Below are 24,799 nucleotides of genomic sequence, written 5' to 3' on the forward strand. Positions count from 1 at the left end.
AGTTCCGTGTCCCAGGCCAGCAGGACACGTCCCGCAGAACCGGCGCGAAGGGGGGCGCCTGACCGCCTCCTGACCCCGAGGAGGCGGCGCGACATCCACCGTGGCGCCGCTTCCGGCCTTAATCCGGAATCTACGACCACCGCGGCGACATCGTCGCTGCCGTCCTGCACTTGTCCAACAGGCTGTTGGACGTTTCGAACGGGCGGCTAGCACTGGATCCGCGGCAGCCACCATAACGCCGCCACCCGGAACATTGCTTTACAAAAATATCCGTTATCGGCATTAGAAAATGGCCTAGGGGACCGCTTCGCCGAACGGATTTCTCCGTGTCGGTCGGACGCTGATACCCCTAGCCGGCTGGCAATGGTTGCGGCGGGACGGCATCGAAGACTGTCGGGGCTTAACCTTTCTGGTCTGATTAGTGACGTCGATCTCCACGATGGTGTGGAATCCGGCTATGGACGGGAGGGGTTATCGAAGTCCTTTGTTGCTGTGAGCCAAGGCGATGGCCTCTGTCCGTGAGCTGACGCCAAGTTTTCTGAACAGATTTCGGACGTGAAACTTGACCGTGTTTTCGCTGATATCCAGGGCTGAGGCGATCGCCCGGTTGCGTTGGCCGGCCGCTAGATGCTGGAGGACTTCCAGTTCCCGGGGGGCAAGATTCCATTCCTCGGCCTCCCCTGCCGGGGCGACCGGCGGGTCGAGGGGAAGAGTTACCGAGACGTCTGCCCCCCAGCCGGGCATCACGTCGATCTGCATCCGTCCGGCAAGGGCTTGCACTCTGCGGTTCAGGCGACCGACGGTGTGAGATTCGGCGGCGAGGGCTCCTGCGCCGTCGTCGCGTACGTTGATCAGCAAGTTTTCCCCGTCGCAGTCCCACTGCACCCGGACCCTGCGGACCTCCGGCTGTTCCATCATGGCCAACGCGAGTCCGCGGACGATGGCCCGAGCTGCATGGGCGACTTCGCCGGGAAGGGCCCTTCCATTGATTGGCGGTTCAATGAACTGGACGTCTATCCCGCTGTAGTTCGTGAGCGGACGCAAGTCCTCCCGCAAGCGCCTGAAGGCGGTGGCGACCGGTTCTTCGACGAACTCAGCAGTGCGATCACTGAGGGTGCGAAGACCTACGAGGGCTTTAGCCGTCAGGTCGGTGACCGTCTTACGGGCCGATGCGTCGTCCAAGGCGGATGATCGAAGCGCGGCCATGAGAGTTTCCAGCGTCGTGGAGTGTTGATCGACGAGATCAGCCGTTACGCGGACTCGTTCGGCTGAGGCGGCTCGTGATTCAAGGAGGTATGACGGCGGCGCGTCAGCCACCTTTTCCTGGATCCGCTTGGCGCAAACTCGCCACAGAAACGTAACAAGGTCTACTGCTGCGCGGTATCCAGGGTCTCCCTCGAGCGGGTGGGGATCTGTCAATACCAGAAGGGCGTGACTGGGGGCGTACTTCATAGCGAGAATGGGCCGTGATCGGCCGGCGATTTCGGCGTGGCCGAGCCAAGGGGAATCATCCATAAGGGTGGCACGGAGCCTGTCGAGCTCCGCAATCGAGACACTAGAGATGATTTCTTCATCACCGGTCTTCTTCTGAGGGCGTCCAGTGCAGTCCTCAGTGAATATGACCAGGGCGCTGCAGCCAAAGTACGGAAGTAAGGCCGCGCGAAGCTGCTGGGCAATTTGACTCAGGGGTGCGTCTGCCAACGAAGCGACGGCTTGCAGCAACTGCCAGTGAGTGGTCATAGGTAATGCAGGCATAGCACCGATCCTATTCTGAGTGCACAACCGGGCGGGCCCGAAGGGGAGAACTACCCGAAAGTGTAGGGAAAACCATCCCATGAGGGCGTTACGCCTACCCTAACTTCTCGGGATGATGGATTGACAACGTAACCAGCGTTGAGGCCGTTGGCCGCCATCCACCCGAGTCGAAGGATACTAACGTGAGTCCGACTGCAACTGCCCACGCCGACGACACCGAACGTGCGCTTACCCTGAACCTCGCGATGATACAGAACGAGATCGCGGCCACAGCAGCTGAAATCGACGAGACCCAGCTGTCCACTTTGGCCGCCCACCTCCGCTTGGCAGAGCGGGTGTTCGTTTCCGGTGCCGGCCGGAGCGGGCTGGTGCTGCGGATGGCGGCCATGAGGCTGATGCACTTGGGCCTCATCGTCCATGTCGCAGGCGACACCACCACCCCGGCAATAGGTCCCAACGACGTGCTGCTCGTTGCCTCCGGGTCGGGAACGACGGCTGGTGTAGTTAAGGCCGCGGAAACAGCAACCAACGTGGGTGCGGCTGTCTGTGCCATGACGACCAACGACGCGTCGCCGCTGGCGGCCCTTGCCGATGCCCTGGTCCTTATCCCTGCGGCGCAAAAGACCGACCACGGATCAAGCGTCTCAAGGCAGTACTCCGGGTCCCTGTTCGAACAGGTTGTTCTCCTGGCAACGGAGTCCGTCTTCCAGACTTTGTGGGACAGGACGGCCGAACCGGCTGAGAATCTCTGGCCCCGGCACGCAAATCTTGAATGACCTATTCGCGTTTCCCTACTCCTCCAAGTTCCCTACAGAAAGAGACAACATCATGAAACTTCAGGTTGCAATGGACCTCCTCACCATCGATGACGCCCTCGAGTTGGCCGGCAAAGTCGCCGAGCACGTGGACATCATCGAACTTGGCACGCCGCTCATCAAGGCCGCCGGTCTCGCGGCCGTCACCGCCATCAAAGAAGCCCACCCGAATAAGATCGTCTTCGCCGACATGAAGACGATGGACGCCGGAGAACTCGAAGCCGATATTGCCTTCACGGCAGGCGCCGACCTCGTGTCTGTCCTTGGGAGCGCCGACGACTCGACCATCGCAGGCGCCGTCAAGGCGGCCTTGGTCCACAACAAGGGCATCGTTGTGGACCTTATCGGTGTGGCAGACAAGGTCTCCCGTGCGAAGGAAGCACGTGCCTTGGGCGCCAAATTCGTGGAGTTCCACGCGGGCCTGGATGAGCAGGCCCAGCCCGGATATGACCTCAACGGACTGCTCAGCGCAGGCGAAGAAGCCCGGGTGCCCTTCTCCGTAGCCGGAGGCGTAAACCTCAGCACCATTGAAGCCGTACAGCGTGCCGGTGCTGACGTTGCTGTGGCCGGCGGTTCGATCTACGGTGCTGCCGACCCCGCGCTTGCCGCCAAAGAGCTGCGGGCCGCCATCCTCTAACTCCCCTCGCGTCGCGGCTGTCCGTGAGAGAAATCCACGGGCAGCCGCACCGGTCGCACTCAAACGCCCTGCCTCGGATCCCCTCAGGGGGGCCGGAAACCCTCTCTCGTCCAACAAGCCGTGGTCCGGGCGAGGCCAGCCCAGGGCGGCGGGAGTGGTGCCAGCAAGGCTTGAAAGTTACCGCTGTCGGCATGTGGTCCGGCTGGAAGGCGTGTTGACGTGCTCGCAACACACGGCAACACGCTTTCCAGCCGGACTGGATGAGACCCCGAATTAGCCTGAACGATCAATGATCGCGGAGTGACCCCAACCGTGAATCCGAATGGCCCCAAGGGCATGACGCGCCTGCCCCGGCAGACTGACGAATTTTGGCTTCCCAGCGCGCCGATACCGTTCCCCCACACTCAGCACTCGAGGTTTTTGTTTTCCCATGACGACTCTCAGCTACGACGCCACGGGCGCCGCCCGCCTGGCCCACGATCAGCACCTGCCCGCCCTGCTCGCAGACAAGGTGGCCACCCGGATCTTCGCCAAGGACGCCACTCTGTGGGGCCCCGACGCCGAGGCCGAGGCGTCCGTCCGGCTCGGCTGGGTGGAGGCGGCCACCGTCTCCCAGCAGCTCGTCGCGGACATCCTGGCCCTCCGGGACGCCCTGCGCGCCGAGGGCGTCAGCCGGATTGTGCTGTGCGGCATGGGCGGTTCCTCGTTGGCCCCCGAGGTCATTGCCGGAACCGCCGGCGTCGAGCTGACCGTGCTCGACAGCACCGATCCGGAGCAGGTCGCCGCCGCACTCGCGGACCGGCTGAACGAAACTGCGATCGTGGTGTCTTCCAAGTCCGGCTCCACCCTGGAAACCGATTCCCAGCGCCGGATCTTCGAGCACGCGTTCACCGAGGCCGGACTCGACGCGAAGAGCCGGATCATCATCGTCACCGATCCCGGCTCGCCCCTGGACAAGGCCTCCCGCGAGGCCGGCTACCGCGCCGTTTTCAATGCGGACCCCACCGTCGGCGGACGCTACTCGGCGCTCACCGCGTTCGGGATGGTGCCGTGCGGCCTGGCCGGCGTAGACATCCAGGCCTTCCTGGACGAAGCTGAAGAGGCCGCCGAGGTCCTCAATGAGGACGGCGAAGAAAACATCGGCCTCGCCCTCGGCGCCGCGCTGGGCGGCACCAACCCGCTGCGCAACAAGATCGTCATCGCCGAGGACGGCTCGGGTATCAAGGGCTTCCCGGACTGGGCCGAACAGCTCATCGCCGAATCCACCGGCAAGCTCGGCACCGGCGTGCTGCCCGTCGTCGCCGGGCCCTCCTCACCGGAGGCCACCCTCGGCGCCCCCGACGTCCTGGTGGTCCGCCTCGTTGCGGCGGACGCCGACGTCGAACTCGGCGAAAACGAGGTCGCGATCGCCGGCGGCCTGCCCACCCAGATGATGACCTGGGAATTCGCCACTGCGGTGGCCGGCCGCCTCCTCGGGATCAACCCCTATGACCAGCCCGACGTCGAAGCCGCCAAGGTGGCTGCCCGCGGACTGCTGGACGCCCAGCCGGAACCGACGCCGGCAGCCTTCACCGACGGCGCCATCGAGGTCCGCGGCGGGGAGTGGCTGGGCGGCGCCAGCACGGCCGCCGGTGCCGTCAGCGCGCTCCTCGGCGAACTGGGCCCGGACAGCTACCTGAGTGTCCAGGCCTACTTCGACCGGCTCGCCTACGCGCCCCTCGAGGGTGTCCGGGACCAGTTGGCAGCCGTCAGCGGCCGTCCCGTGACGTTCGGCTGGGGCCCGCGTTTCCTGCATTCCACCGGGCAGTTCCACAAGGGCGGGCCTTCGATCGGCGTCTTCCTGCAGGTGACGGCCGCGGCCGGCACTGACCTGGCCATTCCGGACCGGCCCTTCACCTTCGGCGAGCTGATCTCGGCCCAGGCCGCCGGCGATGCGCAGGTGCTCTCCGAACATGGCCGCCCGGTCCTCCGGCTCCACTTGACGGACCGTGCGGCCGGCGTCCGCCAGTTGCAGGACCTTGTGTCCACGCTGGCCGGCCAGGCAGTCCCCTCCACCGAAAGCTAAGGCACCCACGCAACCATGCCAGACAAATACAACAGCGGCCGGACGTCCGCGGGCCGGGGGCGCAACCCGCTCCGGGATCCGCGGGACCGCCGCCTGAACCGTATTGCGGGGCCGTCATCGCTGGTCCTTTTCGGGGTCACGGGGGACCTCGCCCGCAAGAAACTCATGCCGGCCGTGTACGACCTGGCCAACCGCGGGCTGCTGCCGCCGAGCTTCGCCCTGGTGGGCTTCGCCCGGCGGGAGTGGGATAACGAGGACTTCGCGGCCGAGGTCAAGGACGCTGTCAAGGCCTACGCCCGCACCCCGTTCGACGAAACGGTGTGGACGCAACTGTCCGAGGGCATCCGCTTCGTGCAGGGCGAGTTCGACGACGACGACGCCTTCAAACGGCTCAGCGAAACCGTTGACGAACTCGACGAGCAGCGCGGGACGCGCGGCAACCACGCGTTCTACCTCTCCATCCCGCCGAACGCCTTCGAACTGGTCTGCCGGCAGCTGTCCAAGCACGGCCTGGCCCAGGCCGAGGGTGACAAGTGGCGCCGCGTCGTCATCGAGAAGCCCTTCGGCCACAACCTGGAGTCTGCACGGCAGCTCAACGACATCGTTGAGTCGGTCTTCCCGCCGGACGCGGTCTTCCGGATCGACCACTACCTGGGCAAGGAGACGGTGCAGAACATCCTGGCGCTGCGCTTCGCCAACCAGCTCTTCGAGCCGCTGTGGAACGCGAACTACGTTGACCACGTCCAGATCACCATGGCCGAGGACATCGGCACCGGCGGCCGGGCCGGCTACTATGACGGCGTGGGCGCCGCCCGCGACGTCATCCAGAACCACCTGCTGCAGCTCCTGGCGCTGACCGCGATGGAAGAGCCGATCTCCTTCAACGCCGATGACCTCCGCGCGGAGAAGGAAAAGGTCCTCGCCGCCGTCCGGCTCCCCGAGGACCTCTCCACCCACTCGGCGCGCGGGCAGTTCACCGGCGGCTGGCAGGGCGGCGAAAAGGTCGTCGGCTACCTCGAGGAGGACGGCATCCCCGCCGACTCCACAACGGAGACGTTCGCCGCGATCCGGGTCGACATCAACACCCGCCGCTGGTCCGGGGTACCGTTCTACCTGCGCGCCGGCAAGCGGCTGGGCCGCCGGGTGACCGAGATCGCCGTCGTGCTCAAACGCGCACCGAACCTGCTCTTCACGGACCACGGCGAGGACGACTTCGGCCAGAACGCCGTCGTGATCCGGGTCCAGCCCGACGAGGGTGCCACCATCCGCTTCGGGTCCAAGGTCCCGGGCACGCAGATGGAAGTCCGCGACGTCACGATGGACTTCGGCTACGGACACTCCTTCACCGAGTCCAGCCCGGAGGCGTACGAACGGCTCATCCTCGACGTGCTCCTCGGCGAGCCGCCGCTCTTCCCCCGCCATGCGGAAGTCGAGCTGTCCTGGAAAATCCTCGATCCCTTCGAGGACTACTGGGCGAGCCTGGACGAACAACCCGAACCCTACGCCCCCGGAAGCTGGGGACCTGCCTCCGCCGACGAGCTCCTGGCCCGTGACGGACGAACCTGGAGAAGGCCATGATCGTAGATCTTCCCAACACCACCACTTCCAAGATCTCCAAGAAGATCATGGCCCTGCGCGAGCAGGGCGGTGTGATTGCCCTCGGCCGGGTGCTGACCCTCGTGGTCGTCACCAAGTCCGGGCTGGAGGAGGAGGCCATCGAGGCCGCCAACGAGGCCAGCCGGGAACATCCCTGCCGGATCATCGTCCTCGCCGACGCCGGAGCCGAGGCACCCACCCGCCTTGACGCGCAGATCCGGGTGGGCGGCGACGCCGGTGCGTCCGAGGTCATCCTGCTCCGCGGCTACGGCGAACTCGCGGAGGAAAGCGAATCGCTCGTCGCGGCCCTGCTGCTGCCGGATGCGCCGATCGTGGCGTGGTGGCCGCACGGCGCCCCGAAGAACGCCTGCGAGACGTCCATTGGCCGGATCGCGCACCGCAGGATCACGGACTCGGCCAACGAGCCCGACCCGCAGCGCGCGCTGGAGAACATCCGCCGCACCTACAAGGCCGGCGATACGGACCTGGCCTGGACCCGCCTGACCAACTGGCGGATCCAGCTGGCCGCAGTCCTGGACCAACTCGACAGCTCCCCCATTACGGCCGTCGCCGTCGAAGGAGCCTCGGACTCCCCCAGCACGATCCTGCTCGCCGCGTGGCTGACGCTCGCACTGGATGCCCCGGTGACGATCGTCGAGGACCCCGCCGGTACCGGGATCCGGCGCGTGCGGCTCACCCGCACCGGCGGCGACGTGCAGCTGTTCCGGCCTGGCCTCACCGTGGCGGAACTGAGCCAGCCGGGCCAGCCGGTGCAGCGCATCTCCCTGCCGCGCCGGAGCCTGAAGGACTGCCTCGCCGAAGAACTCCGCCGTCTCGACCCCGACGAAGTGTTCGGTGAAGCACTTCTGCTCAAGTAAGGCGACAGGTGCTAAAACGCGACCGTGAAAGCTGTTGTTCTACCTACAATCCATTGGAGTTTTGATGTCAGCACACATCGGTGTCACCGGCCTTGCGGTGATGGGGGCCAACCTCGCCCGCAACCTGGCCCGGAACGGCTTCACCGTTGCCCTGCACAACCGGTCCGTTGAGAAGACCGACGCCCTGCTGGAGAAGCACGGCCAGGACGGCGACTTCGTCCGCACGGAGACCCTGCAGGAGCTCGTCGACTCGCTGGAGAAGCCCCGCCGCGTGCTGATCATGGTCAAGGCCGGCAAGCCGGTCGACTCCGTGATCGAGCAGCTTGAGCCGCTCCTGGAAGCCGGCGACATCATCATCGACGCCGGCAACTCACACTATGAGGACACCCGCCGCCGCGAGGCAGCCCTCGCCAAGAAGGACCTGCACTTCGTCGGCATCGGCGTCTCCGGCGGCGAGGAAGGTGCCCTCAACGGCCCCTCGATCATGCCTGGCGGCTCGAAGGAGTCCTACGACGCCCTGGGCCCGCTCCTGGAAAAGATCGCCGCGCACGTCGACGGCAAGCCCTGCTGCGCCTGGATCGGCACCGACGGCGCCGGCCACTTCGTCAAGATGGTCCACAACGGCATCGAATACGCCGACATGCAGGTCATCGGCGAAGCGTTCGACCTGCTGCGCTCCGGTGCCGGCATCGAACCGGCCGAGCAATCCAAAATCTTCGCAGAGTGGAACAAGGGCGACCTCGCCTCCTTCCTGATCGAGATCTCCGCCGAGGTCCTTGGCCACGTGGACGCGAAGACCGGCAAGCCGTTCGTCGACGTCGTCGTGGACGCCGCCGGGCAGAAGGGCACCGGCCGCTGGACCGTCATCTCCGCGCTCGAACTGGGATCCCCGACGTCGGGCATCGCCGAATCGGTCTTCGCCCGGGCACTGTCCTCCCAGACGGAGCAGCGCAAGCTGGCCCAGGGACTGCTCGCCGGCGGCGAGGCCGACGTCGAGGTCCCCGAGAGCTTCGTCGAGGATGTCCGCCAGGCGCTGTACGCGTCCAAACTGGTCTCGTACGCCCAGGGGCTGGACATGCTCACCTCTGCGGCCAAGGAATACGGCTGGGACCTGAAGCTGGATGAGATCGCCTCCCTGTGGCGCGGCGGTTGCATCATCCGCGCCGAACTGCTCAAGGAGATCACCAAGGCCTACGCCGCGGAAGAGAAGCCGGCCAACCTGCTGTTCGCCCCGGCCTTCACCCAGGCGATCGCTGAGGTCCTTCCGGCCTGGCGCCGCGTGGTCTCCACCGCAGTCCAGCTCGGCATCCCCGTGCCGGTGTTCTCCTCCTCGCTGGCCTACTACGACGGCCTGCGCCGCAAGCGCCTCCCGGCCGCCGTGATCCAGGGCCAGCGCGACCTCTTCGGCGCGCACACCTACGGCCGCGTCGACGCCGAGGGAACCTTCCACACCCTCTGGGGCGAGGACAAGTCCGAAATCGAGGCAGTGGACACCCACTAGTTTCGCAACTGACGCCTGCGGCCGGTGCTCCCCCGGCCGTCTGGCCTCCAACTTCCCGGCTCCAGCCGTTTTCGCCCTAAACCGGAGCAGACGAAGAAGCGGGCAATACGGGCCACCGAGCGCGCGGTCAGCATTGCTCTCCGAGGCCTTCGACGACGCGTGCCGGCCCCTGGTAACGGGCGCACTGTGCCCGGAAACCGAAGTATCCTCCGGGCTATCGCCACGGCCGGGAGCGTGGGGCGCCGGGGTGGCTCGCACCGTTAATCGGGCCCATCCGACAAAAGGACGTCAGTGGTACCGGCTCAGCAGCATGTCGACGCCTCAGGATCAGGCACCAGGTTCGGCACGGGTAGTCAGACCGTCCGGGCGTCGTTGGGGTCGTGGCAGAAACGAAGCACCTCTACCACCGTGTCCGCATCGCCGATCTTCAGCGCCTCGAGGATGCGCCGGTGGTCCCGGGCCATGTTCTGCTGGTGCTGCGGGCCCTGGCGGTAGGTCATGGTGATCCGCCGCTGGATGGGATGCTCCCACATCGACGCCAGCGTCGTCCGCAGGTACTGGTTGGGGCACGGCTCGATGAGGGCAGCATGGAACAGGCGTGCCGTTTCAAACAGCCCGTCGGCGTCATGAGGATCAAGTGTCTCAAATTCATCGATCATGGACCGGAGCCGAACCATCTGCGTCGCGGTATGTCTGCCGCAGGCCTGTCGCGCTGCCAGCGCTTCCAGCGCATACCGGACCTCGTAGACATCCTCCACATCACGGGCGGTGAGGTCAATGACAATGTATCCCTGCCCGGGCACCAGGGTGGCCAGACTCCTGGTACTACTACGCGTTCAGCCGCAATTTTGCGGTCGAAGACGCGGGCGCCACCGAGGATCTCCGCGTCGGCCTGGCCACCGTCCTGGAAGAGGACGCCGCGGCGCTTGCGGCGCAGGAAATCGGTATGCAGACCCGCCCCCGGGGAGAGTTCGACGTCCTGATCGCCCAGGACGGCGGCGTGGCGAAAGCCCGGCGCATCATGGCTGCACTGCTGAAATCCGAGGAGAGCACCGCGGCTCAGGCCACCCACAAACTCGCTGCTCCCGCGACGGCTTAGGCGGCGGTATGTGGATGCTTGTTAGGGCCAATGCCCTCGGCGCGGAATACCCGGCCGGCACCGGCTCACGGACCTTGGCTGCCTGTCCCGACTCCCCGGACCGCGGGGACCCGTGGCGATGGACGATCTCCGAGAATGACTCCGCCGGCCGGTCCGGCCTGGACATCAGCACCGAGCCGGACCATATCCGGGTTCAGACCAGCCAGTACACCGACGGGTACACCGGCGCCCTGCATCGGGTAGCCGGGACGCAACTGGTGATCGTCGCCCTCCGTGGCGAAGCGCTGGTGGCCGCTGCCAGCGGACCCTGGGAACGCTGGCTGCGTCCGGGCGATGTCTTCGTTGTCGAGGGGGAAGAAGATGAAGACCTCCGGCTTTCGCTTCCAGAGGGCGACGACGCCTGCGTCGAAGTCGTAGCCCTTGCCCCCCGCCTTGCGCATGCCTTGCGCTGGGTGCCGTGACGGCCGCAACCGCACCGGTAGCCACGGATCTGCAACTGGCTGGAATCGACTGGTCCCGCAGCGGCCTCCAGCTCGGTTACGGCCGGGTGCGACACTCCGACAACGTCTACGATGGCTCCGTCATTCCGATCCCGATCGCGGTAATCAGCTCCGGCGACGGGCCCACGGTGTTGCTGGTGGCGGGAACCCACGGAGACGAATATGAAGGCCAGATCCTCCTCCACGAACTGGCACGGACCCTCACCCCGGACCATGTCCGGGGCACGCTAATTCTCGTCCCGTCAGCAAACCATGCCGCCGTGTCGGCAGGAACCCGCGTCTCACCCATCGACAACGGCAACCTGAACCGCAGTTACCCCGGCGAACCCGACGGCTCCCCCACCGGTCAGGTGGCTCACTTGATCGGACGGGGCCTGCTCCCCCGGGTCGACGTCGTCATCGACCTTCACTCTGGGGGCAGCAACTCCACATACGTCTCGTGCATGTTCCTCTACCGCGGACCGACGCCGGCACTCTGGACCCGCAAGGTGGCCGCGGCACGGGCCATGGCACTGCCCTACACCTTGGTGGTTCCGCCACGGCTCGAGCCCGGTTCCTTGAGCACCGCGGGAGACGACGCCGGGATCCTGACGCTGTCCACGGAGCTGGGCGGCGGCGGGACCGTGGACCGGTCCGTGCTGGGACGGGCACGCACGGGGCTGGCAGCACTGCTTGCCGGCACCGGCGTACTGTATTCCGACCCTGCAAAGGTCCTTGCGCACCAAGAGCCAGAAAGGGTTCGATCGCAAACCGTCTGGATCGAACTAGTGGACGACTCCGCAGTCACCACCAATGTCGGCGGCCTGTTTGAACCACTCGTCGACCTGGGCCAGTTCGTACGGGCCGGGGAACCGGTCGGCAAGGTGCACTTCCTGGACGAACTCGACCGGCCACCACGGGAATTCGCGGCCGCCGTCGACGGCGTTGCCGCGATCATCCGCCGTCCCACCCTGGTGCGCCCGGGCTGCCATCTGGTGCATGTAGCACCCCTGCTCGCGGATATTCAGGACTGAAGTCCATATCAACCCATGTTCAACGATGATCATGAAAGGCAACACAATGCGTAATGCCCAAAAAGCGATGCTCCTTCTGACTGCGGGAGCGACAGTACTGGCAGCCGCCGGCTGCACCACAGCGTCAATGGACGCCACGGGAAAGGAACAGCCCGCTGCGGCAACAACTTCCCTCGGCGTCAATGACCAGGCCCGCGCCCTTTTGCCCGACGCAGTGAAGGAAAAGGGCAACCTGCTGATCGGGTCCGACCCCACATATGCACCGTTCGAGTACTTCGATGTGGACAACAAGACCATGATCGGCTGGGACGTCGACATGGGAGATGCACTGGCACAGGCTCTGGGTCTGAAGGCCCAGCACGTGGCGGCGACCTTTGACACTATCCTGCCGGGTCTGGCCTCCGGCAAGTACGACCTGGGGATGTCCTCGTTCTCCATCACCGAAGAGCGGCAGAAGGCAGTGGACTTTGTTGCCTATCTCAACGCCGGTTCCGGTATTGCCGTGCTCCCCGGAAACCCAGCCAAGCTGTCGATGAAAGCGGAGACACTGTGCGGTAAAAGGGTTGCGGCGCAAAAGGGTTCGAGCCAGTCCCTGGACGTGCTGCCGGCGCTGTCCAAGGAATGCACTGATGCCGGGAGCCCTGCCATCGACGCCCAGATCTTCCCGGCCCAGACCGACGCGAACCTTACCCTGACCGCAGGGAGGGTGGACGGTGTCCTCGCAGACAGCATCTCCCTCTCTTATCAGGGCAAGCTGGCGGGCGACAAATTCGAGCTGGCCGAGGGCCAGGACTATCACCCGGAACGGACCGGAATCGCCCTGCCGAAGGATTCGGAACTGAGGCCGGCCATCGAGGCCGCGATGAAGGCAATTGTTGGCAGCCCGACTTACACGGAAATCAACAAAAAATGGTCCATTCCATCCAGCGCCGCCCTCAGCGTTGACGACGTCGTCGCCAAGTAGCGCTCGACAGCCGCAGGAGGTTTTGCATGAAAACTGAGATGCCAACGGCACTTGCAACGCCGGAGAAGGTCCGGGACCACTACACGATCATGAAGGCCAGACATCCAGGGCGCTGGGTGTCCGCTGCCGTGATCACAGCCCTGTTTGCCCTGATGCTTCAGTCAGTGATTACGAATCCACGGTTCGGCTGGTCCACCGTCGGGATGTACCTGCGAGACGTGTCCATCGTCAACGGGATCGGCCTGACCCTGATGCTGACGGTGATCTGCATGGCCATAGGCATTGCCCTAGGCGTTGTCCTGGCGGTCATGAGGCTTTCGCTTAATCCGGTCATCAGAACGGCCGCGTTCGGCTACGTCAACTTTTTCCGTGGAACTCCGGTGCTGGTGCAGCTGCTTTTCTGGTACAATCTTGCCGCCCTCTACCCGTCCATTAGCTTTGGAATCCCTGGGGTGAACCTGGACGCGAACCAGGTCATCACCCCGCTCCTGGCAGCTGTACTCGGACTCGGTTTGAATCAGGGAGCGTACATGTCCGAAATCGTGCGCGCCGGGATTCTCTCCGTGGACCACGGCCAGGTGGAGGCCGCCGGGGCGCTGGGCATCAACCGGCTGCACACAATGCGCCGCATCGTCCTCCCGCAGGCCATGCGAGTGATCATTCCCCCCCACAGGGAATGAAACGTTCGGAATGCTCAAAACCACGGCGCTCGTCAGCGTCATCTCCGTGCCCGAACTGCTCTACTCCTCGCAGATCATCTACGCCCGCACGTTTCAGACCATACCGCTGCTCATCGTGGCGAGCCTGTGGTACATCGTGGTGACGTCCGTGCTGAGCGTCGGCCAGTACTACCTCGAACGCAGGTTTGCTAAGGGCGGGCAGCGGAATCTTCCTCTGACCCCATGGCAGAAATTGCGCTTCTTCCTCAACACCCATGACCGGCTGGGCCGGAAAGGCTTCAACGGCAATGACCGGCCGAGCCGGAAAGGCGGAAAACTGTGACTGCTCTGGCATCCCCAACGCTGCAGGACCGGCCCATGGTGCGGGCCGACGGAATCGAGAAAAACTACGGCAAATTTCAGGTCCTTAAAGGTCTGGACCTTGAGGTTCAAACCGGTGAAGTGGTCTGCCTCATCGGCCCGTCGGGATCGGGCAAGAGCACTCTCCTGCGCTGTATCAACCATCTCGAGGGTATTGACGGTGGGCGGATGTGGGTCGACGGAAAAGTCATCGGCTATGACATCAAGGGCACCCGGCTGCACGAACAGAAGGACAAGCAAATCTGTCAGAACCGGACCGACATTGGCGTGGTCTTCCAGCACTTCAACCTGTTCCCGCATATGACCGTCCTTGAGAACCTGGTGGAGGCGCCGCGGCTGGTTCTCAAGGAGAACCGGAAGATCGTCACCGAGCGGGCCCTGGAACTTCTGACCATGGTGGGATTGGCGGAAAAGGCGCAGGCCTATCCCCGCCATCTTTCCGGTGGCCAGCAACAGAGAGTCGCCATCGCGCGCGCCCTGTGTATGCGGCCAAAGCTCATGCTTTTCGACGAGCCAACCTCGGCCCTCGACCCCGAGTTGGTGGGGGAAGTCCTAAAAGTGATGAAGGACCTCGCCCAGTCGGAGATGACCATGGTCGTCGTCACTCACGAAATGAACTTCGCCCGCGACGTCGCAGACAGGGTCGTATTCATGGCGGACGGTCAAATCGTTGAACAAGGGCCCGCACGGGATCTCATCACCAATCCCCAGCAACCACTCCGGGCACCACGCGAAGGCCGCGCCCTCGTTGACTTCCCGCACGTAGGACCGGGCCAGGAGTTCAGCGAAAAACTCCACCGCGCTGGAGTACACGAGCTCCGGTTCGGGCTTGTCATGGCTGGGACCACTTGTGGACTGAACCTCGTCATCGTCGAAGGCGTCGCCGAACTCCTCACTCACCACGCCTTGTCCCCGTCCGTCCAGGGGTTGTGCGCCGCAACAGCAACAGCCACAGGGTCAACTTCGACTGTCTCCTTGGTGGCAAGGGAGTCCTTAACCTTCTGCGCATGTGGCCCGTTCATCCAGGGAATCGTTTCGATCATGGTGGCCGGGGCTCCGGAGGCGAGCAGGATGGCCCGGAACCTGGGCAGTGCTGTCAGGTCGGCGACGAAAAGGATCTCGTCTTTGTTCTCCTGCCGGGAGGAGGAGGATCCGGATTTGCTGTGGCTGCGGGAGACGTTGATGTAGCTGTATTGGCCGATGAGGCGGGAGAGCTCGTCGAGGTAGCCGACTTCGGAGACTCCGCCGCCGTAGATTTTCACGTTTGACGCGGACCAGAGTTTCCGCATTCCTTCCAGGGACCAGACCTCTACGCCCTGGGACCAGGACTGCAGGATGGTCATGAGGATGATCCCGCGGGAGCCGTAGTGGCTGTACTGGTCGGGCAGGGCCATCCACCGGCAGACGTTCGCAGCCTCGTCCAGGATCCCGAGCAGCGGTGTCGCGAGTCGTCCGCCGGGCTGGGAGGTGGCGTACTTTTCGGCCGCTTCCACGACGGCGACGGTGAGGGCGGTGACGAGGGGGCCGGCGGTGCCGACGCCTTCGCGGGAGAGGCTGTAGAGCGTGCCTTTGCCGCGCACGAAGCCCTCGGGGACGAACTGCGGCCGCGGGTCGGTGTCCACCGTCGTGTTCCGGGCCGGGGTGACCCATTGGCTGACCTCGCGGTCGGTCAGGCAGGAAACCATTTGCCGGGCGGTACCGTAGACGCCGGCCCGCTGCTTTTCCGGTTCGCGGATGTGGCCCATCACCATGTCCGAGAGCAGGTCATACCCGGCGGTCTTCAGCAGTTCTGCGGGGGCCTCGTCGTGTGGGCGGGTCAGCCAGGTGTAGACCTGTGTGACGGGGGCGGAGTCGAGTGAGGCGGCGAGCAGGTTCTGCCCTGCCGGGTCGAAGTAGGCATCGGGTTTGGTCCCGGGTTCCCGGGAGCCGTTGGCGAAGTGCTGGGCCAGGTTCCCGGCCGTCGCTTCGTTCTTCACGTAGGAGAGCGGGTTCCACCACCAGGTGGGATCTTCTTCCGCGACGGCCTGCGGGTCAAAGACCCATACGGCGCCGGCCTCTGCCCGGACCGGACGTGTCACGTCGACGATGTCGCGCTTGTTCGAGGTGGCGATCACCGCGCCGGGTGCGTCCAGTATTGCCGGGACGGCGTAGGAGGTGGTCTTCATCGTGCGGGGACAGGCGATGAGGATCAGCATGTCCTCCCAGGCGGCCCACAGCGGGCGCTTCCCGGCCACGCTGCGGCCAAGCCGCACCCCCGTGGAGTTCTCCACGCCGAGACGCACGGCCGTGGCCGTGGCCCCTTTGCTGCCCGGGTGATCGAGGTCTTTGCCGCGGCCCATGTAGACGGCGACCTTATCCACCCGGGTGCGTTTGTGCGCGCTGCGGGAGCGGCTGCGCCGATGGCCAGCCAGATCCCCAGCCCGTCAGCCATCCCGGTGCCTTTGCGGTTCGGAGCACTCATGCCGCACCCCCTTCGTGGAGTCCGACAGATGAACCCGCTTCCGACGGGGATTTTTTCCAGCGCTTGTTGGTGTCGTTCAGGGACGCCTCGATGGAAGTGAGGCCGATCTGGACGGGATGCCCGGGCGGCCGCCGACCTTGATCAGGAATTTCCCGCGTCCGGGGGGTTGGACGTCGCCGCCGCGGTAGTCCCAGGCGGGCGGGTCCTGCCAGAAGATGAGCTTCTGCTGTTCCTGACGCGAGAGAGCGGGATTGCGGCGGTCAGCAGCGGCATTTCGGAGGCGGGAAGCCCGCCGCAGATGACCATGCCGGAGCGTTCAAAAAAGCCACGGCCCTTCATCCGGTCCTCTTCTGCCGGGAGCGCGAGCAGGTCGGACATGGTGTGGGAAATCATGACCTGCCCGACGCCGACTGCGCGGTTGAGCCGGGTCAGGGCGTCCACCCGGTCCACCATGCCCTTCCCCGCGCGCAGTGCCCGCCAGAGCTCATCAAGGACGACAAAGCAGTTTCGGCACGGTTCCAGACCGGCGTCCGCGAGGGCGCTGCGACCCATCGGCGGCGCCCCGCAGCACACCGGCGGCCCCTGAATCAGCGCCTACCCGATCAGGGCGAGCACCGCTCCAGCAGTAACAACGCCGCCGGCTGCCGCGCGGACGCCGGTCACGGTGCCGTCGCGGTGGGCCGAGACCTGGGTTTCCATCTTCATCGCCTCCAGCACGACGACGGGGTCCCCCGCCGAGACTGCGGCGCCCGGTTCGACGAGCCACTTCACCACGGTCCCGGCCATGTCGGCGCGCAGCTCCCCGGGGTCGGCGGCGGCAGCCCCGCCGTCGGACGCCCCGTCCACTGACACTCCGGCGGGCAGCGGTCCGCCCGAGCGGGCCCAGCCGTCCAGCAGGTCAGCCGGCAGGCCAACAGCCATCCGGCGGCCGTCCACCTCAACGGTGATGGTGCGGCGTTCGCCGTCAGGCGCGATGGTGCTGTAGTCCGGGTCGGCGGAGATGGAGACGGTGTCCGCGAAGTCGGTTTCGATCCAGCGGGTGTGGATGCCCAGGCCGCCCTCGGAGGTGAAGTCCGGAGATTCGAGCACGGCGCGGTGGAACGGCAGCACGGTGGCGACGCCGGTGATGCTGATTTCGGCGAGGGCGCGGCGGGCGCGGCGCAGGGCCTGCTGGCGGTCCGCGCCGGTGACGATGAGTTTCGCCAGGAGCGAGTCGAACTGCGGCGGGACGAAGGAGCCGGGGCGGACGCCCGTGTCGAGCCGGATGCCCGGGCCGGTGGGGCCGTGGAACTCGTCGACGGTGCCGGGCGAGGGCAGGAAGCCGCGCCCCACGTCCTCGGCGTTGAGCCGGAATTCGAACGAGTGCCCGCGCGGTGCCGGGTCCTCGGTGATGCGCAGCGGCTCCCCGGCGGCGATGCGGAACTGCTCCTGCACGAGGTCGATCCCGGTGGTTTCCTCGGTGATGGGGTGCTCCACCTGCAGCCGGGTGTTCACCTCGAGGAACGCCACGGTGCCGTCCGCGGCAACCAGGAATTCCACCGTGCCGGCGCCGGAGTAGCCGGCTTCGCGGCAGACGGCCTTGGCGGCGTCGTAGATCTGGCGGGTCTGCTCGTCGCTGAGGAACGGCGCGGGGGCCTCCTCCACGAGCTTCTGGTGCCGGCGCTGGAGCGAGCAGTCGCGGGTTCCGACGACGACGACGTTGCCGTGGACGTCCGCGAGGACCTGTGCCTCGACGTGGCGGGGCCGGTCGAGGTAGCGCTCCACGAAGCATTCGCCGCGGCCGAAGGCGGCGACAGCCTCGCGGACAGCGGAGTCGAAGGCTTCCTCGACCTCGTCGAGGGCGCGGACCACCTTCATGCCGCGGCCGCCGCCGCCGAAGGCCGCCTTGATGGCCATCGGCAGACCGTGCAGTTCGGCGAAGGCGCGGGCCTCTGCGGCGGATTCCACCGGGCCGTCGCTGCCGGCGACCAGCGGTGCCCCGGCGCGGACGGCGGTCTCGCGGGCGGTGATCTTGTTGCCGAGCAGGCGGATGGCGTCCGGCGTCGGCCCGATCCAGATGAGGCCGGCGTCGAGGACAGCCTGCGCGAACTCCGCATTCTCGGACAGGAAGCCGTAGCCGGGGTGGAGGGCGTCGGCGCCGGATTCGGCCGCGGCGGCGAGGAGCTTGGGGATGTTCAGGTAGGTGTCCGCGGGCGAGTTGCCGCCCAGGGCGTAGGCCTCGTCCGCAGCGGAGACGTGCAGGGCGTCGGCGTCGATGTCCGCGTAGACGGCGACGGAGGCCAGCTGCGCGTCGTCGCAGGCCCGGGCGATCCGGACGGCGATTTCACCGCGGTTGGCGATCAGGACCTTGCGCATCAGTTACTCACTTCTTCTTCGGGGGTGGTGTGTTCGGTGGTGCTGGCGTCCGCCCAGCGGAAGCGGATCCTGCCGCCGATCGGGATCTGGGCTGCGAGGTCCAGCTGGGAGTCGACCACCACGGCGATCACCGGGTAGCCGCCGGTGATCGGGTGGTCGGCCAGGAAGAGCACGGGGAGCCCTTCCGGCGGGACCTGCAGGGCGCCGGCGACGGTGCCTTCGCTGGCGAGTTCGCCCTGGCGGGTGCGCTGCAGCGGGGTTCCCTGCAGGCGCATGCCGACGCGGTTGGACTGCGGTTTCACTTCCCAGTCCTGGCCGCAGAAGGACGACAGCGCTGCGGCGTCGAACCAGTCGGCGCGCGGGCCGGGAACGACGTCGAGCACGGTGACGCCGGTGCCCGGGAAGTCCGGCTGCAGTTCGGGGTGCCCGACGACGCCGGATTCGGCCTCCCCGCCGGCGGCGAACAGTTGGCCGGCGGCCAGCGGAGCGGGGCCGATCCCGGACATGGTGTCGGTGGAGCGGCTGCCGAGCACCGGGGCGGTGTCCACGCCGCCGCGGACGGCGAGGTAGCTGCGGAAACCGCTCTGCGGCGGGCCGATGGTCAGGGTTTCGCCGTCGAGCAGGGCGAAGGGGGTGGCGATCGGGACGGTGCGCCAGGCTGGCTCACGGTCATCCCCCGACGCCGACGCGATGGTCAGTTCCGAGGGGGCACCGGCGACGGCGAGGACCTGGTCCCCGACCGCCTGCACCGCGAGGCCTCCAGCGACCGTTTCGATGGCGGCGGCCGACGGCGCGTTCCCGACGAGGCGGTTGGCCCGGCGCAGCGACGCCCGGTCCAGCGCGCCGGCGGCGGAGACACCCAGGCCGGAGTGGCCGTAGCGGCCGAGGTCCTGGATCAGGCTTTGCAGGCCCGGTGTGACGACCCGCAGGCCGGACGTCACGTCGGGAGCCGCAACCCCGGCGGGGCGTTCCGGGGCCAGCGACACGGCGTCCCGGACCGCGCGGAACTGCACCCGGTGGCCGGGGGCGGCCAGGGCAGGCTGCTCCCGGTCCAGGTCCCACATCTTCGCGCCGGTGCGGCCGATCAGCTGCCAGCCGCCGGGCGAGCGGCGCGGGTACACGGCGGAGTAGTTGCCCGCCAGCGCCACCGATCCCGCGGGGACGGCCGTGCGCGGCGAGCTGCGCCGCGGCACCTCGAGGGCCTGGTTCTCCCCAACCATGTAGCCGAAGCCGGGGGCAAAGCCGGCGAAGGCAACGGTCCAGATCTGCCCGGTGTGGGCTGCGATGACGCCCGCGGTTCCGAGGCCGGTCAGCTCCCCCACTTCGGCGAGGTCCTCGCCGTCGTACACGGTGTCGATGACCACCAGCCCGCCGTCCCGCTGAACGGGCGCGGTGAGGTCGAGCCGGAGCAGCCGCGCGGCGATCCGCTTGGCCGAGACCGGGGAGTCCGCCGTGACCAGCACCGTCTCGGCCGCGGCGAGGACGTCCAGCTGGCCCGGCAGCGGGTTCTCCAGGAGCAGCGCCTGCAGTGCCAGCACGTCCTGGGTTCCGGTGAGTTCGGCGAGTACCGCGCGGGTTCCCACCGCCCGCACGGAACTCACTTTGTGAACTGCCGCTTTTTGTACTGCCAGGGTTTCCCCCGCTGTCTCAATCATTAGGTGCCTTCATCGTTGCCGGTGCCTTGAACTGGATCCGCGCCGCTTAGGCGTGGGCTTCCTGCAGGAGGCGCTCTTCTTCCGCGGTCTGCGGGTTCCGGCCCAGGGCCAGCCCGACGACGGTGACGATCGAGGCGATCGCGAGGTAGCCGGCAATCAGGTACCAGTTCCCGGTCGCGGCGTAGAGCGCGGTGAAGATCAGCGGTGCGACGGCGCCGCCCACGACGCCGGCCAGGGTGTACGCCAGCGAGCTGCCGGCGTAGCGCAGCCGGGCCGGGAACTGCTCGGTGATGTAGGCGGCCTGCGGGCCGTACATGAAGGCGTGGAACGCCAGGCCGATCACGACGCCGACGGTGAGCATCACAACGGACTTGCCCTGGATCATCCAGAAGAACACCGGGATGTAGAGTGCGGTGCCGACGGCGGCGATGCCGTAGACCAGGCGGCGGTTGAAACGGTCCGTAAGGGCGCCGGCCGCGGGGATCAGAAACAGCTGGAAGGCGGAGCCGATCAGGATGGCAGCGAGCACGTTTCCGGTGGTCATGCCCAGCTGCTTGGTGGCGTAGACGGCCACGAAGACGGTGAAGAGGGCGTAGAGCACGTCGGGGCAGACCCGGGACAGGGCGGCGGCCACGAGGGCGCGTGGTTCCTTGGTGAAGACCTCCTTGATGGGGGCCTTGGGCTGCTCGCCGTGGGCCTGGATGGCCTTGAAGACGGGGGTTTCCTCGAGCTTGAGCCGGATCAGGAGGCCGAAGACCACCAGGAGGGCGGAGGCGAGGAAGGCGACGCGCCAGCCCCAGGAGAGGAAGGCTTCATTGCTGAGCGTGGCGGCCAGGAAGGCCAGGACACCGTTGGCCATCAGGTTGCCGGCCGGCGGGCCGATCTGCGCGGCCGAGGACCAGAAACCGCGCTTGTTGGCATCGCCGAATTCGCTGGAGAGCAGGACGGCACCGCCCCATTCGCCGCCGACGCCGATGCCCTGGGCCAGGCGCAGCAGCACCAGGATGATGGGGGCCGCGACGCCGATGACCGAGTAGTCAGGCAGCGCACCGATCAGCACGGTGGCGGCGCCGATCAGCATCAGGGTGACCACTAGGACGTGTTTGCGCCCGATCTTGTCACCGAGACGGCCAAAGATCACACCGCCGATAGGGCGGGCCAGGTAGCCCACCGCGAAGGCGGAGAAGGAGAGCAGGAGGCCAACGAACTCGTCGTTGCCCGGGAAGAAGATCTTCGGGAACACCAGGGCCGAGGCCACGGAGTAGATCGCGAAGTCGTAGTACTCCAGCGAGGTGCCGGTGAGGCTCGCGACATAGGCCTTGAGGGCGCCGGGCGGCAGCTTCCTCTTGCTGGCGGCCGGGGTGGCCTGGTGCGGTGCGGTCATGATTTCCTCCAGGGTGCGGGGTGCTGCCTGTGCTGGGCGGGTGTGGTGAAGCGTCGCCGGCGGGATGGCGCAATGCCGGTGTCGCTGTGGTTTAGGCGGGTCAGACGAACGCGGCCGTGCTGATGCCGGCGGCGGTGAGGGCCTCGCGTACTGCGGCGGCCATGGTGACGGCTCCCGGGGAGTCGCCGTGCACGCAGATGCTTTCCGCGCGGATCTTCAGGATGGAGCCGTCAATCGTGCGGACGGCGGAATCGGAGGCCATCCGGAGGACATGCTCCGTGACCTCGGCGTGGTCGTGCAGGACGGCTCCGGGCAGCGTGCGGGACACGAGGGTCCCGTCCGGGTTGTAGGCCCGGTCCGCGAAGGCTTCCGTCACGGCGCGGAGCCCGGCGGCCTCGGCCAGGCGGAGCACTTCCGAGCCCGGCAGGCCCAGGATGGGCAGGTTCGGGTCGACGGACTTTACGGCGTCGACGACGGCTTTCGCCTGCGCGGTGTGCGCGACGATCGCGTTGTAGAGGCCGCCGTGCGGCTTGACGTAAGTGACCTTGCCGCCCTCTGCGGCAGCCAGGGCCTGCAGCGCACCGATCTGGTAGACGACGTCGTCCGCCAGTTCGATCGGGTCGATGTCCAGGAAGCGGCGGCCGAATCCGGCGAGGTCGCGGTAGCCGACATGGGCGCCGATCACGACGCCGGCTGCAACCGCCTCGCGGCAGGTCTTCCGGATCACGCTGGGGTCGCCGGCGTGGAATCCGCAGGCCACGTTCGCACTGGAAACCGAGCGGAACATCGCCGTATCGTCTCCCAGGTTCCAGCGTCCGTAGGACTCGCCGACGTCGCTGTTCAGGTCGATGGTTGCCATTTGTGATTCTCGTCTCATTGATAGCCCCCTCACTAGGATGCACTAAATCTACGGATTGTTCAACAATTCTTCGATTCCACGATGTGACGATCGTGTAAATTCTGACGTATGACGAGCTCCGAAGCAGGATTCCGTGGCATTTCCGACTCAACCGGTGCGACGCTGGCCGCGGCGGCGCGGCTGCGGGTAGCCATCCCGTCGGTCGCGGACCGGGTCGCCGCCGAACTGCGGCTGCAGCTGGCGGAGGGGCTCTTGCTGCCGGGCGCGCGGCTGACCGAATCGACCATTTCCGAGGAGCTGGGCGTCTCGCGCAACACTGTCCGTGAAGCCTTTGCCGAACTCGCAGCCGAGCGGCTGGTGGTACGGCAGCCTAACCGGGGAGTGTTCGTCGCGAGCCTGGGGCCGGGCGACATCCACGACGTCTACACCGTGCGCCGCTTCCTCGAAGTGAGCGCCATCCGGGGCGGCGGAAGCCCCGAGCGGGTGGCGGCGGTCCGCGCCGCCATCGAGGAAGGCCGGGCCGCGGCGGCAGCGGATGACGAGGAAGCCCTGGGCAATGCCAACCAGCATTTCCACGGGGCCATCGCGGCGCTGGCCGAAAGCCCGCGCCTCAACACGATCATGGCCCAGGTCCTGGCCGAGATGCGGCTCTTTTTCCACAAGGCCACCCTGGACGCGCACTTCTACCGCAGCTACCTCGACGACAACGAGGAAATCTGCAAGGCCCTGGAAGCCGGCGAACTGGACCGTGCCGGCGACCTGCTGCTGGCCTATCTGGACCGTTCGGAAGAGAAGCAGAGCGCCGTCCACGGGGACTGAGCGACGCTGCCGCACCGCGGGCAGGCACACCCGCGACGCGCCTTCTGGCCTGCGCGGCGGCAAATTCCCGACGCTACCCGAATTCCGGCGTCGACAGCGTTTCCGCGCGTCGGGGAGAACTCCCCGCGTCGTGGTGCCGCGCCGGGCAGCAGGCCAGCCCGGCGCGGGTCAGTCGAGGGACCCGTGCGTTGGCCGGAACTCCCCCGGCCAGTCGGCCGCCCGGATCCGTTTGAGCTCGCTGACCGGACCCATGGCACCCCATTCATCAAGGCCCAGCCGCGAGAGCGGGTCCAGTTTGCTGATCCTGGGATGCGATCCCTGAAGAACTTCTGAGGCGACCACGGCATGCGTGACTTCGCCGAAGACCAGGAAACAGTCGCCGATCTCCAGCGTGCTGTGGAGCTTGCACTCCAGCGCCACGGGCGATTCCGCAACCCGGGGAACCTGCACCGTGCGTCCGGCTTCACGCGTCAGGCCAGCGGCGTCGAACTCGCTCACCTCCGGCGGGAAATTCGTGCCGGTGGCGTTGACCTCGGCCATGAGGTCAGCCGGAGCCAAATTCACAATGAACTCGCCCGTTGCGACGATGTTGCGCAGCGAATCCTTCTCACCCACCGACGTGAACTGAATGATCGGCGGATTCACCGAGGCGACCGTGAAGAAGGAATGCGGGGCGAGGTTGTCCATGCCGTCGGCGGACGTACTCGAAACCCACGCGATGGGCCGGGGAACGATGACCGCCGTCAGCAGCCGATAGAAGTCCCCGGATGGCAGTTCGTCAGGGCTGAAGTCCGTTCGCATGGCTCCACCTTACGACCGGGCCGCCGAACCTGGTGCCGGCGGGTCCGCAACGGGAGCTGCTCGAGTTCACGGTACAGGGCGGCGAATTCCGTCAGCGTGGTCATCAGTATTTCCTGAGGTCCGGGGCCAGCTCCAGCTGCGACTCCTCCCCCAGCCGGGGCCCGGGCTTCAGCCGGTCAAACAGCCGGCAGAACTGCCGCAGCCAGCTTCCGCTCAGGGGACCTTGTTAGGGTGAACGAATGAAACTTCGCCTCGCCGCCCTGTCCGCTGCCACCCTGATGATCGCGCTGACGGGCTGCGGGCAGGTGCAGGACGCCGCGAACAAGGCCGTCAGCGACGGCGCCTCCCAGGTGGCCACGGCCGCCGGCAGTGAAGTGAAGAAGCAGGCCTGCAGCCTCGTGGAGGACGGCCTGGTCAGCGTCAAGGACAAGGAAGTGCTCGGCGGCCTTGTCGCCGGCGCAGAGACCGCGGGGGTTCCCGCCGAGATCACCACCCCGCTGCGCCAGATCGCCGACTCCGGCGACCAGGCTCCGGCCGAATCGGTCAAGGCCCTCCAGGACGCCTGCGCCAAGTAAACCCGGCGCACAACCAGCGGCGGGGCC

At 66.7% G+C, this 24,799-nt stretch carries 22 protein-coding genes and 2 pseudogenes; 15 read left to right on the top strand and 9 right to left on the bottom strand.

Annotated elements, in window-relative coordinates; all coding sequences use genetic code 11:
* Window positions 1–471: 471 nt before the first annotated feature.
* Window positions 472–1,755: a helix-turn-helix transcriptional regulator gene (locus GXK59_RS17165; protein ID WP_160668598.1), complete on the bottom strand. Its 1,284-nt coding sequence runs from the start codon at window positions 1,753–1,755 to the stop codon at window positions 472–474.
* Window positions 1,756–2,000: 245 nt separating this feature from the next.
* On the opposite strand from GXK59_RS17165, the gene hxlB reads away from it, so the two are divergent.
* The 6 genes from hxlB to gndA all read left to right on the top strand — a co-directional run bounded on the left by hxlB (window position 2,001) and on the right by gndA (window position 9,247).
* Window positions 2,001–2,531 (top strand): 6-phospho-3-hexuloisomerase, encoded by a 531-nt coding sequence (gene hxlB / locus GXK59_RS17170; protein WP_160669240.1) that lies wholly within the window; start codon window positions 2,001–2,003, stop codon window positions 2,529–2,531.
* Window positions 2,532–2,583: 52 nt separating this feature from the next.
* Window positions 2,584–3,207, top strand: coding sequence for a 3-hexulose-6-phosphate synthase (hxlA, locus tag GXK59_RS17175; RefSeq protein WP_160668599.1), 624 nt, complete (start codon window positions 2,584–2,586; stop codon window positions 3,205–3,207).
* Between the two features lie 430 nt (window positions 3,208–3,637).
* Entirely contained in the window at window positions 3,638–5,272 is a 1,635-nt protein-coding gene (locus tag GXK59_RS17180; RefSeq protein WP_160665977.1) for a glucose-6-phosphate isomerase, read from the top strand.
* Between the two features lie 15 nt (window positions 5,273–5,287).
* On the top strand, window positions 5,288–6,850 hold the full coding sequence (gene zwf / locus GXK59_RS17185; RefSeq protein ID WP_160665979.1) for a glucose-6-phosphate dehydrogenase: 1,563 nt from the start codon (window positions 5,288–5,290) through the stop codon (window positions 6,848–6,850).
* Window positions 6,847–7,746, top strand: coding sequence for a glucose-6-phosphate dehydrogenase assembly protein OpcA (locus GXK59_RS17190; RefSeq protein WP_160668600.1), 900 nt, complete (start codon window positions 6,847–6,849; stop codon window positions 7,744–7,746). The genes zwf and GXK59_RS17190 overlap by 4 nt, the downstream gene beginning before the upstream one ends.
* 64 nt (window positions 7,747–7,810) lie before the next feature.
* Complete coding sequence (gene gndA, locus GXK59_RS17195; RefSeq protein ID WP_160665237.1) at window positions 7,811–9,247, top strand: NADP-dependent phosphogluconate dehydrogenase; 1,437 nt, start codon at window positions 7,811–7,813, stop codon at window positions 9,245–9,247.
* Window positions 9,248–9,600: 353 nt separating this feature from the next.
* On the opposite strand, the gene GXK59_RS17200 is transcribed toward gndA, so the two are convergent.
* On the bottom strand, window positions 9,601–10,050 hold the full coding sequence (locus GXK59_RS17200; protein ID WP_237393934.1) for a GntR family transcriptional regulator: 450 nt from the start codon (window positions 10,048–10,050) through the stop codon (window positions 9,601–9,603).
* On the opposite strand from GXK59_RS17200, the gene GXK59_RS17205 reads away from it, so the two are divergent.
* The 7 genes and pseudogenes from GXK59_RS17205 to GXK59_RS17230 all read left to right on the top strand — a co-directional run.
* Entirely contained in the window at window positions 10,035–10,346 is a 312-nt protein-coding gene (locus tag GXK59_RS17205) for a hypothetical protein (RefSeq protein WP_237394022.1), read from the top strand. The two genes, GXK59_RS17200 and GXK59_RS17205, sit on opposite strands and share 16 nt — an antisense overlap.
* 8 nt (window positions 10,347–10,354) lie before the next feature.
* Entirely contained in the window at window positions 10,355–10,807 is a 453-nt protein-coding gene (locus tag GXK59_RS17210; protein ID WP_160668601.1) for a hypothetical protein, read from the top strand.
* The gene (locus tag GXK59_RS17215) at window positions 10,804–11,859 is read left to right on the top strand and encodes a succinylglutamate desuccinylase/aspartoacylase family protein (RefSeq protein ID WP_237393935.1); all 1,056 of its coding nucleotides are present in this window, start codon (window positions 10,804–10,806) and stop codon (window positions 11,857–11,859) included. Before GXK59_RS17210 ends, GXK59_RS17215 begins: the two co-directional genes overlap by 4 nt.
* A gap of 46 nt (window positions 11,860–11,905) precedes the next feature.
* Window positions 11,906–12,823 (top strand): ABC transporter substrate-binding protein, encoded by a 918-nt coding sequence (locus GXK59_RS17220; RefSeq protein WP_237393936.1) that lies wholly within the window; start codon window positions 11,906–11,908, stop codon window positions 12,821–12,823.
* A gap of 26 nt (window positions 12,824–12,849) precedes the next feature.
* The gene (locus GXK59_RS20775) at window positions 12,850–13,503 is read left to right on the top strand and encodes an amino acid ABC transporter permease (RefSeq protein WP_237393937.1); all 654 of its coding nucleotides are present in this window, start codon (window positions 12,850–12,852) and stop codon (window positions 13,501–13,503) included.
* A 10-nt stretch (window positions 13,504–13,513) separates the two neighbouring features.
* Window positions 13,514–13,825, top strand: coding sequence for a hypothetical protein (locus GXK59_RS20780; protein WP_237393938.1), 312 nt, complete (start codon window positions 13,514–13,516; stop codon window positions 13,823–13,825).
* A 35-nt stretch (window positions 13,826–13,860) separates the two neighbouring features.
* A pseudogene (locus GXK59_RS17230) lies at window positions 13,861–14,577 on the top strand (amino acid ABC transporter ATP-binding protein); the annotation flags it as partial.
* 182 nt (window positions 14,578–14,759) lie between these two features.
* Here the strand turns inward: GXK59_RS17230 and GXK59_RS17235 are convergent.
* From GXK59_RS17235 to GXK59_RS17260, 6 genes and pseudogenes are all read right to left on the bottom strand, one after another.
* Complete coding sequence (locus GXK59_RS17235) at window positions 14,760–16,223, bottom strand: type IV secretory system conjugative DNA transfer family protein (RefSeq protein ID WP_237393939.1); 1,464 nt, start codon at window positions 16,221–16,223, stop codon at window positions 14,760–14,762.
* 97 nt (window positions 16,224–16,320) lie between these two features.
* Window positions 16,321–16,867, bottom strand: a pseudogene (locus GXK59_RS17240) (ATP/GTP-binding protein); the annotation flags it as partial.
* 51 nt (window positions 16,868–16,918) lie between these two features.
* Window positions 16,919–18,679, bottom strand: coding sequence for an acetyl/propionyl/methylcrotonyl-CoA carboxylase subunit alpha (locus tag GXK59_RS17245; protein ID WP_160668603.1), 1,761 nt, complete (start codon window positions 18,677–18,679; stop codon window positions 16,919–16,921).
* Window positions 18,679–20,334, bottom strand: a complete 1,656-nt coding sequence (locus GXK59_RS17250) for a 5-oxoprolinase/urea amidolyase family protein (protein WP_160668604.1) — start codon at window positions 20,332–20,334, stop codon at window positions 18,679–18,681. The genes GXK59_RS17245 and GXK59_RS17250 overlap by 1 nt, the downstream gene beginning before the upstream one ends.
* Window positions 20,335–20,380: 46 nt before the next feature.
* On the bottom strand, window positions 20,381–21,718 hold the full coding sequence (locus GXK59_RS17255) for an MFS transporter (RefSeq protein WP_160668605.1): 1,338 nt from the start codon (window positions 21,716–21,718) through the stop codon (window positions 20,381–20,383).
* Between the two features lie 100 nt (window positions 21,719–21,818).
* Window positions 21,819–22,577, bottom strand: a complete 759-nt coding sequence (locus GXK59_RS17260; protein WP_160668606.1) for a LamB/YcsF family protein — start codon at window positions 22,575–22,577, stop codon at window positions 21,819–21,821.
* 108 nt (window positions 22,578–22,685) lie between these two features.
* On the opposite strand from GXK59_RS17260, the gene GXK59_RS17265 reads away from it, so the two are divergent.
* On the top strand, window positions 22,686–23,396 hold the full coding sequence (locus GXK59_RS17265; protein WP_160668607.1) for a GntR family transcriptional regulator: 711 nt from the start codon (window positions 22,686–22,688) through the stop codon (window positions 23,394–23,396).
* Window positions 23,397–23,564: 168 nt separating this feature from the next.
* Here the strand turns inward: GXK59_RS17265 and GXK59_RS17270 are convergent, their stop codons facing one another.
* Window positions 23,565–24,197, bottom strand: a complete 633-nt coding sequence (locus tag GXK59_RS17270; RefSeq protein WP_160668608.1) for a flavin reductase family protein — start codon at window positions 24,195–24,197, stop codon at window positions 23,565–23,567.
* Window positions 24,198–24,436: 239 nt separating this feature from the next.
* On the opposite strand from GXK59_RS17270, the gene GXK59_RS17275 reads away from it, so the two are divergent.
* Window positions 24,437–24,772: a hypothetical protein gene (locus GXK59_RS17275; protein WP_160668609.1), complete on the top strand. Its 336-nt coding sequence runs from the start codon at window positions 24,437–24,439 to the stop codon at window positions 24,770–24,772.
* The last annotated feature ends 27 nt before the right edge of the window (window positions 24,773–24,799 follow it).

The sequence above is a fragment of the Pseudarthrobacter sp. ATCC 49987 genome, from assembly GCF_009928425.1.
In the GTDB taxonomy this organism is placed as follows: Bacteria; Actinomycetota; Actinomycetes; order Actinomycetales; family Micrococcaceae; genus Arthrobacter.

Bases quoted from the DNA above. Each gene is read 5' to 3' on its own strand.
- GXK59_RS17165 (WP_160668598.1), bottom strand. From the start codon at position 1,755: ATGCCTGCATTACCTATGACCACTCACTGGCAGTTGCTGCAAGCCGTC.
- hxlB (WP_160669240.1), top strand. From the start codon at position 2,001: ATGATACAGAACGAGATCGCGGCCACAGCAGCTGAAATCGACGAGACC.
- hxlA (WP_160668599.1), top strand. From the start codon at position 2,584: ATGAAACTTCAGGTTGCAATGGACCTCCTCACCATCGATGACGCCCTC.
- GXK59_RS17180 (WP_160665977.1), top strand. From the start codon at position 3,638: ATGACGACTCTCAGCTACGACGCCACGGGCGCCGCCCGCCTGGCCCAC.
- zwf (WP_160665979.1), top strand. From the start codon at position 5,288: ATGCCAGACAAATACAACAGCGGCCGGACGTCCGCGGGCCGGGGGCGC.
- GXK59_RS17190 (WP_160668600.1), top strand. From the start codon at position 6,847: ATGATCGTAGATCTTCCCAACACCACCACTTCCAAGATCTCCAAGAAG.
- gndA (WP_160665237.1), top strand. From the start codon at position 7,811: ATGTCAGCACACATCGGTGTCACCGGCCTTGCGGTGATGGGGGCCAAC.
- GXK59_RS17210 (WP_160668601.1), top strand. From the start codon at position 10,355: ATGTGGATGCTTGTTAGGGCCAATGCCCTCGGCGCGGAATACCCGGCC.
- GXK59_RS17220 (WP_237393936.1), top strand. From the start codon at position 11,906: ATGCGTAATGCCCAAAAAGCGATGCTCCTTCTGACTGCGGGAGCGACA.
- GXK59_RS20775 (WP_237393937.1), top strand. From the start codon at position 12,850: ATGAAAACTGAGATGCCAACGGCACTTGCAACGCCGGAGAAGGTCCGG.
- GXK59_RS20780 (WP_237393938.1), top strand. From the start codon at position 13,514: ATGCTCAAAACCACGGCGCTCGTCAGCGTCATCTCCGTGCCCGAACTG.
- GXK59_RS17245 (WP_160668603.1), bottom strand. From the start codon at position 18,679: ATGCGCAAGGTCCTGATCGCCAACCGCGGTGAAATCGCCGTCCGGATC.
- GXK59_RS17250 (WP_160668604.1), bottom strand. From the start codon at position 20,334: ATGATTGAGACAGCGGGGGAAACCCTGGCAGTACAAAAAGCGGCAGTT.
- GXK59_RS17255 (WP_160668605.1), bottom strand. From the start codon at position 21,718: ATGACCGCACCGCACCAGGCCACCCCGGCCGCCAGCAAGAGGAAGCTG.
- GXK59_RS17260 (WP_160668606.1), bottom strand. From the start codon at position 22,577: ATGGCAACCATCGACCTGAACAGCGACGTCGGCGAGTCCTACGGACGC.
- GXK59_RS17265 (WP_160668607.1), top strand. From the start codon at position 22,686: ATGACGAGCTCCGAAGCAGGATTCCGTGGCATTTCCGACTCAACCGGT.
- GXK59_RS17270 (WP_160668608.1), bottom strand. From the start codon at position 24,197: ATGCGAACGGACTTCAGCCCTGACGAACTGCCATCCGGGGACTTCTAT.
- GXK59_RS17275 (WP_160668609.1), top strand. From the start codon at position 24,437: ATGAAACTTCGCCTCGCCGCCCTGTCCGCTGCCACCCTGATGATCGCG.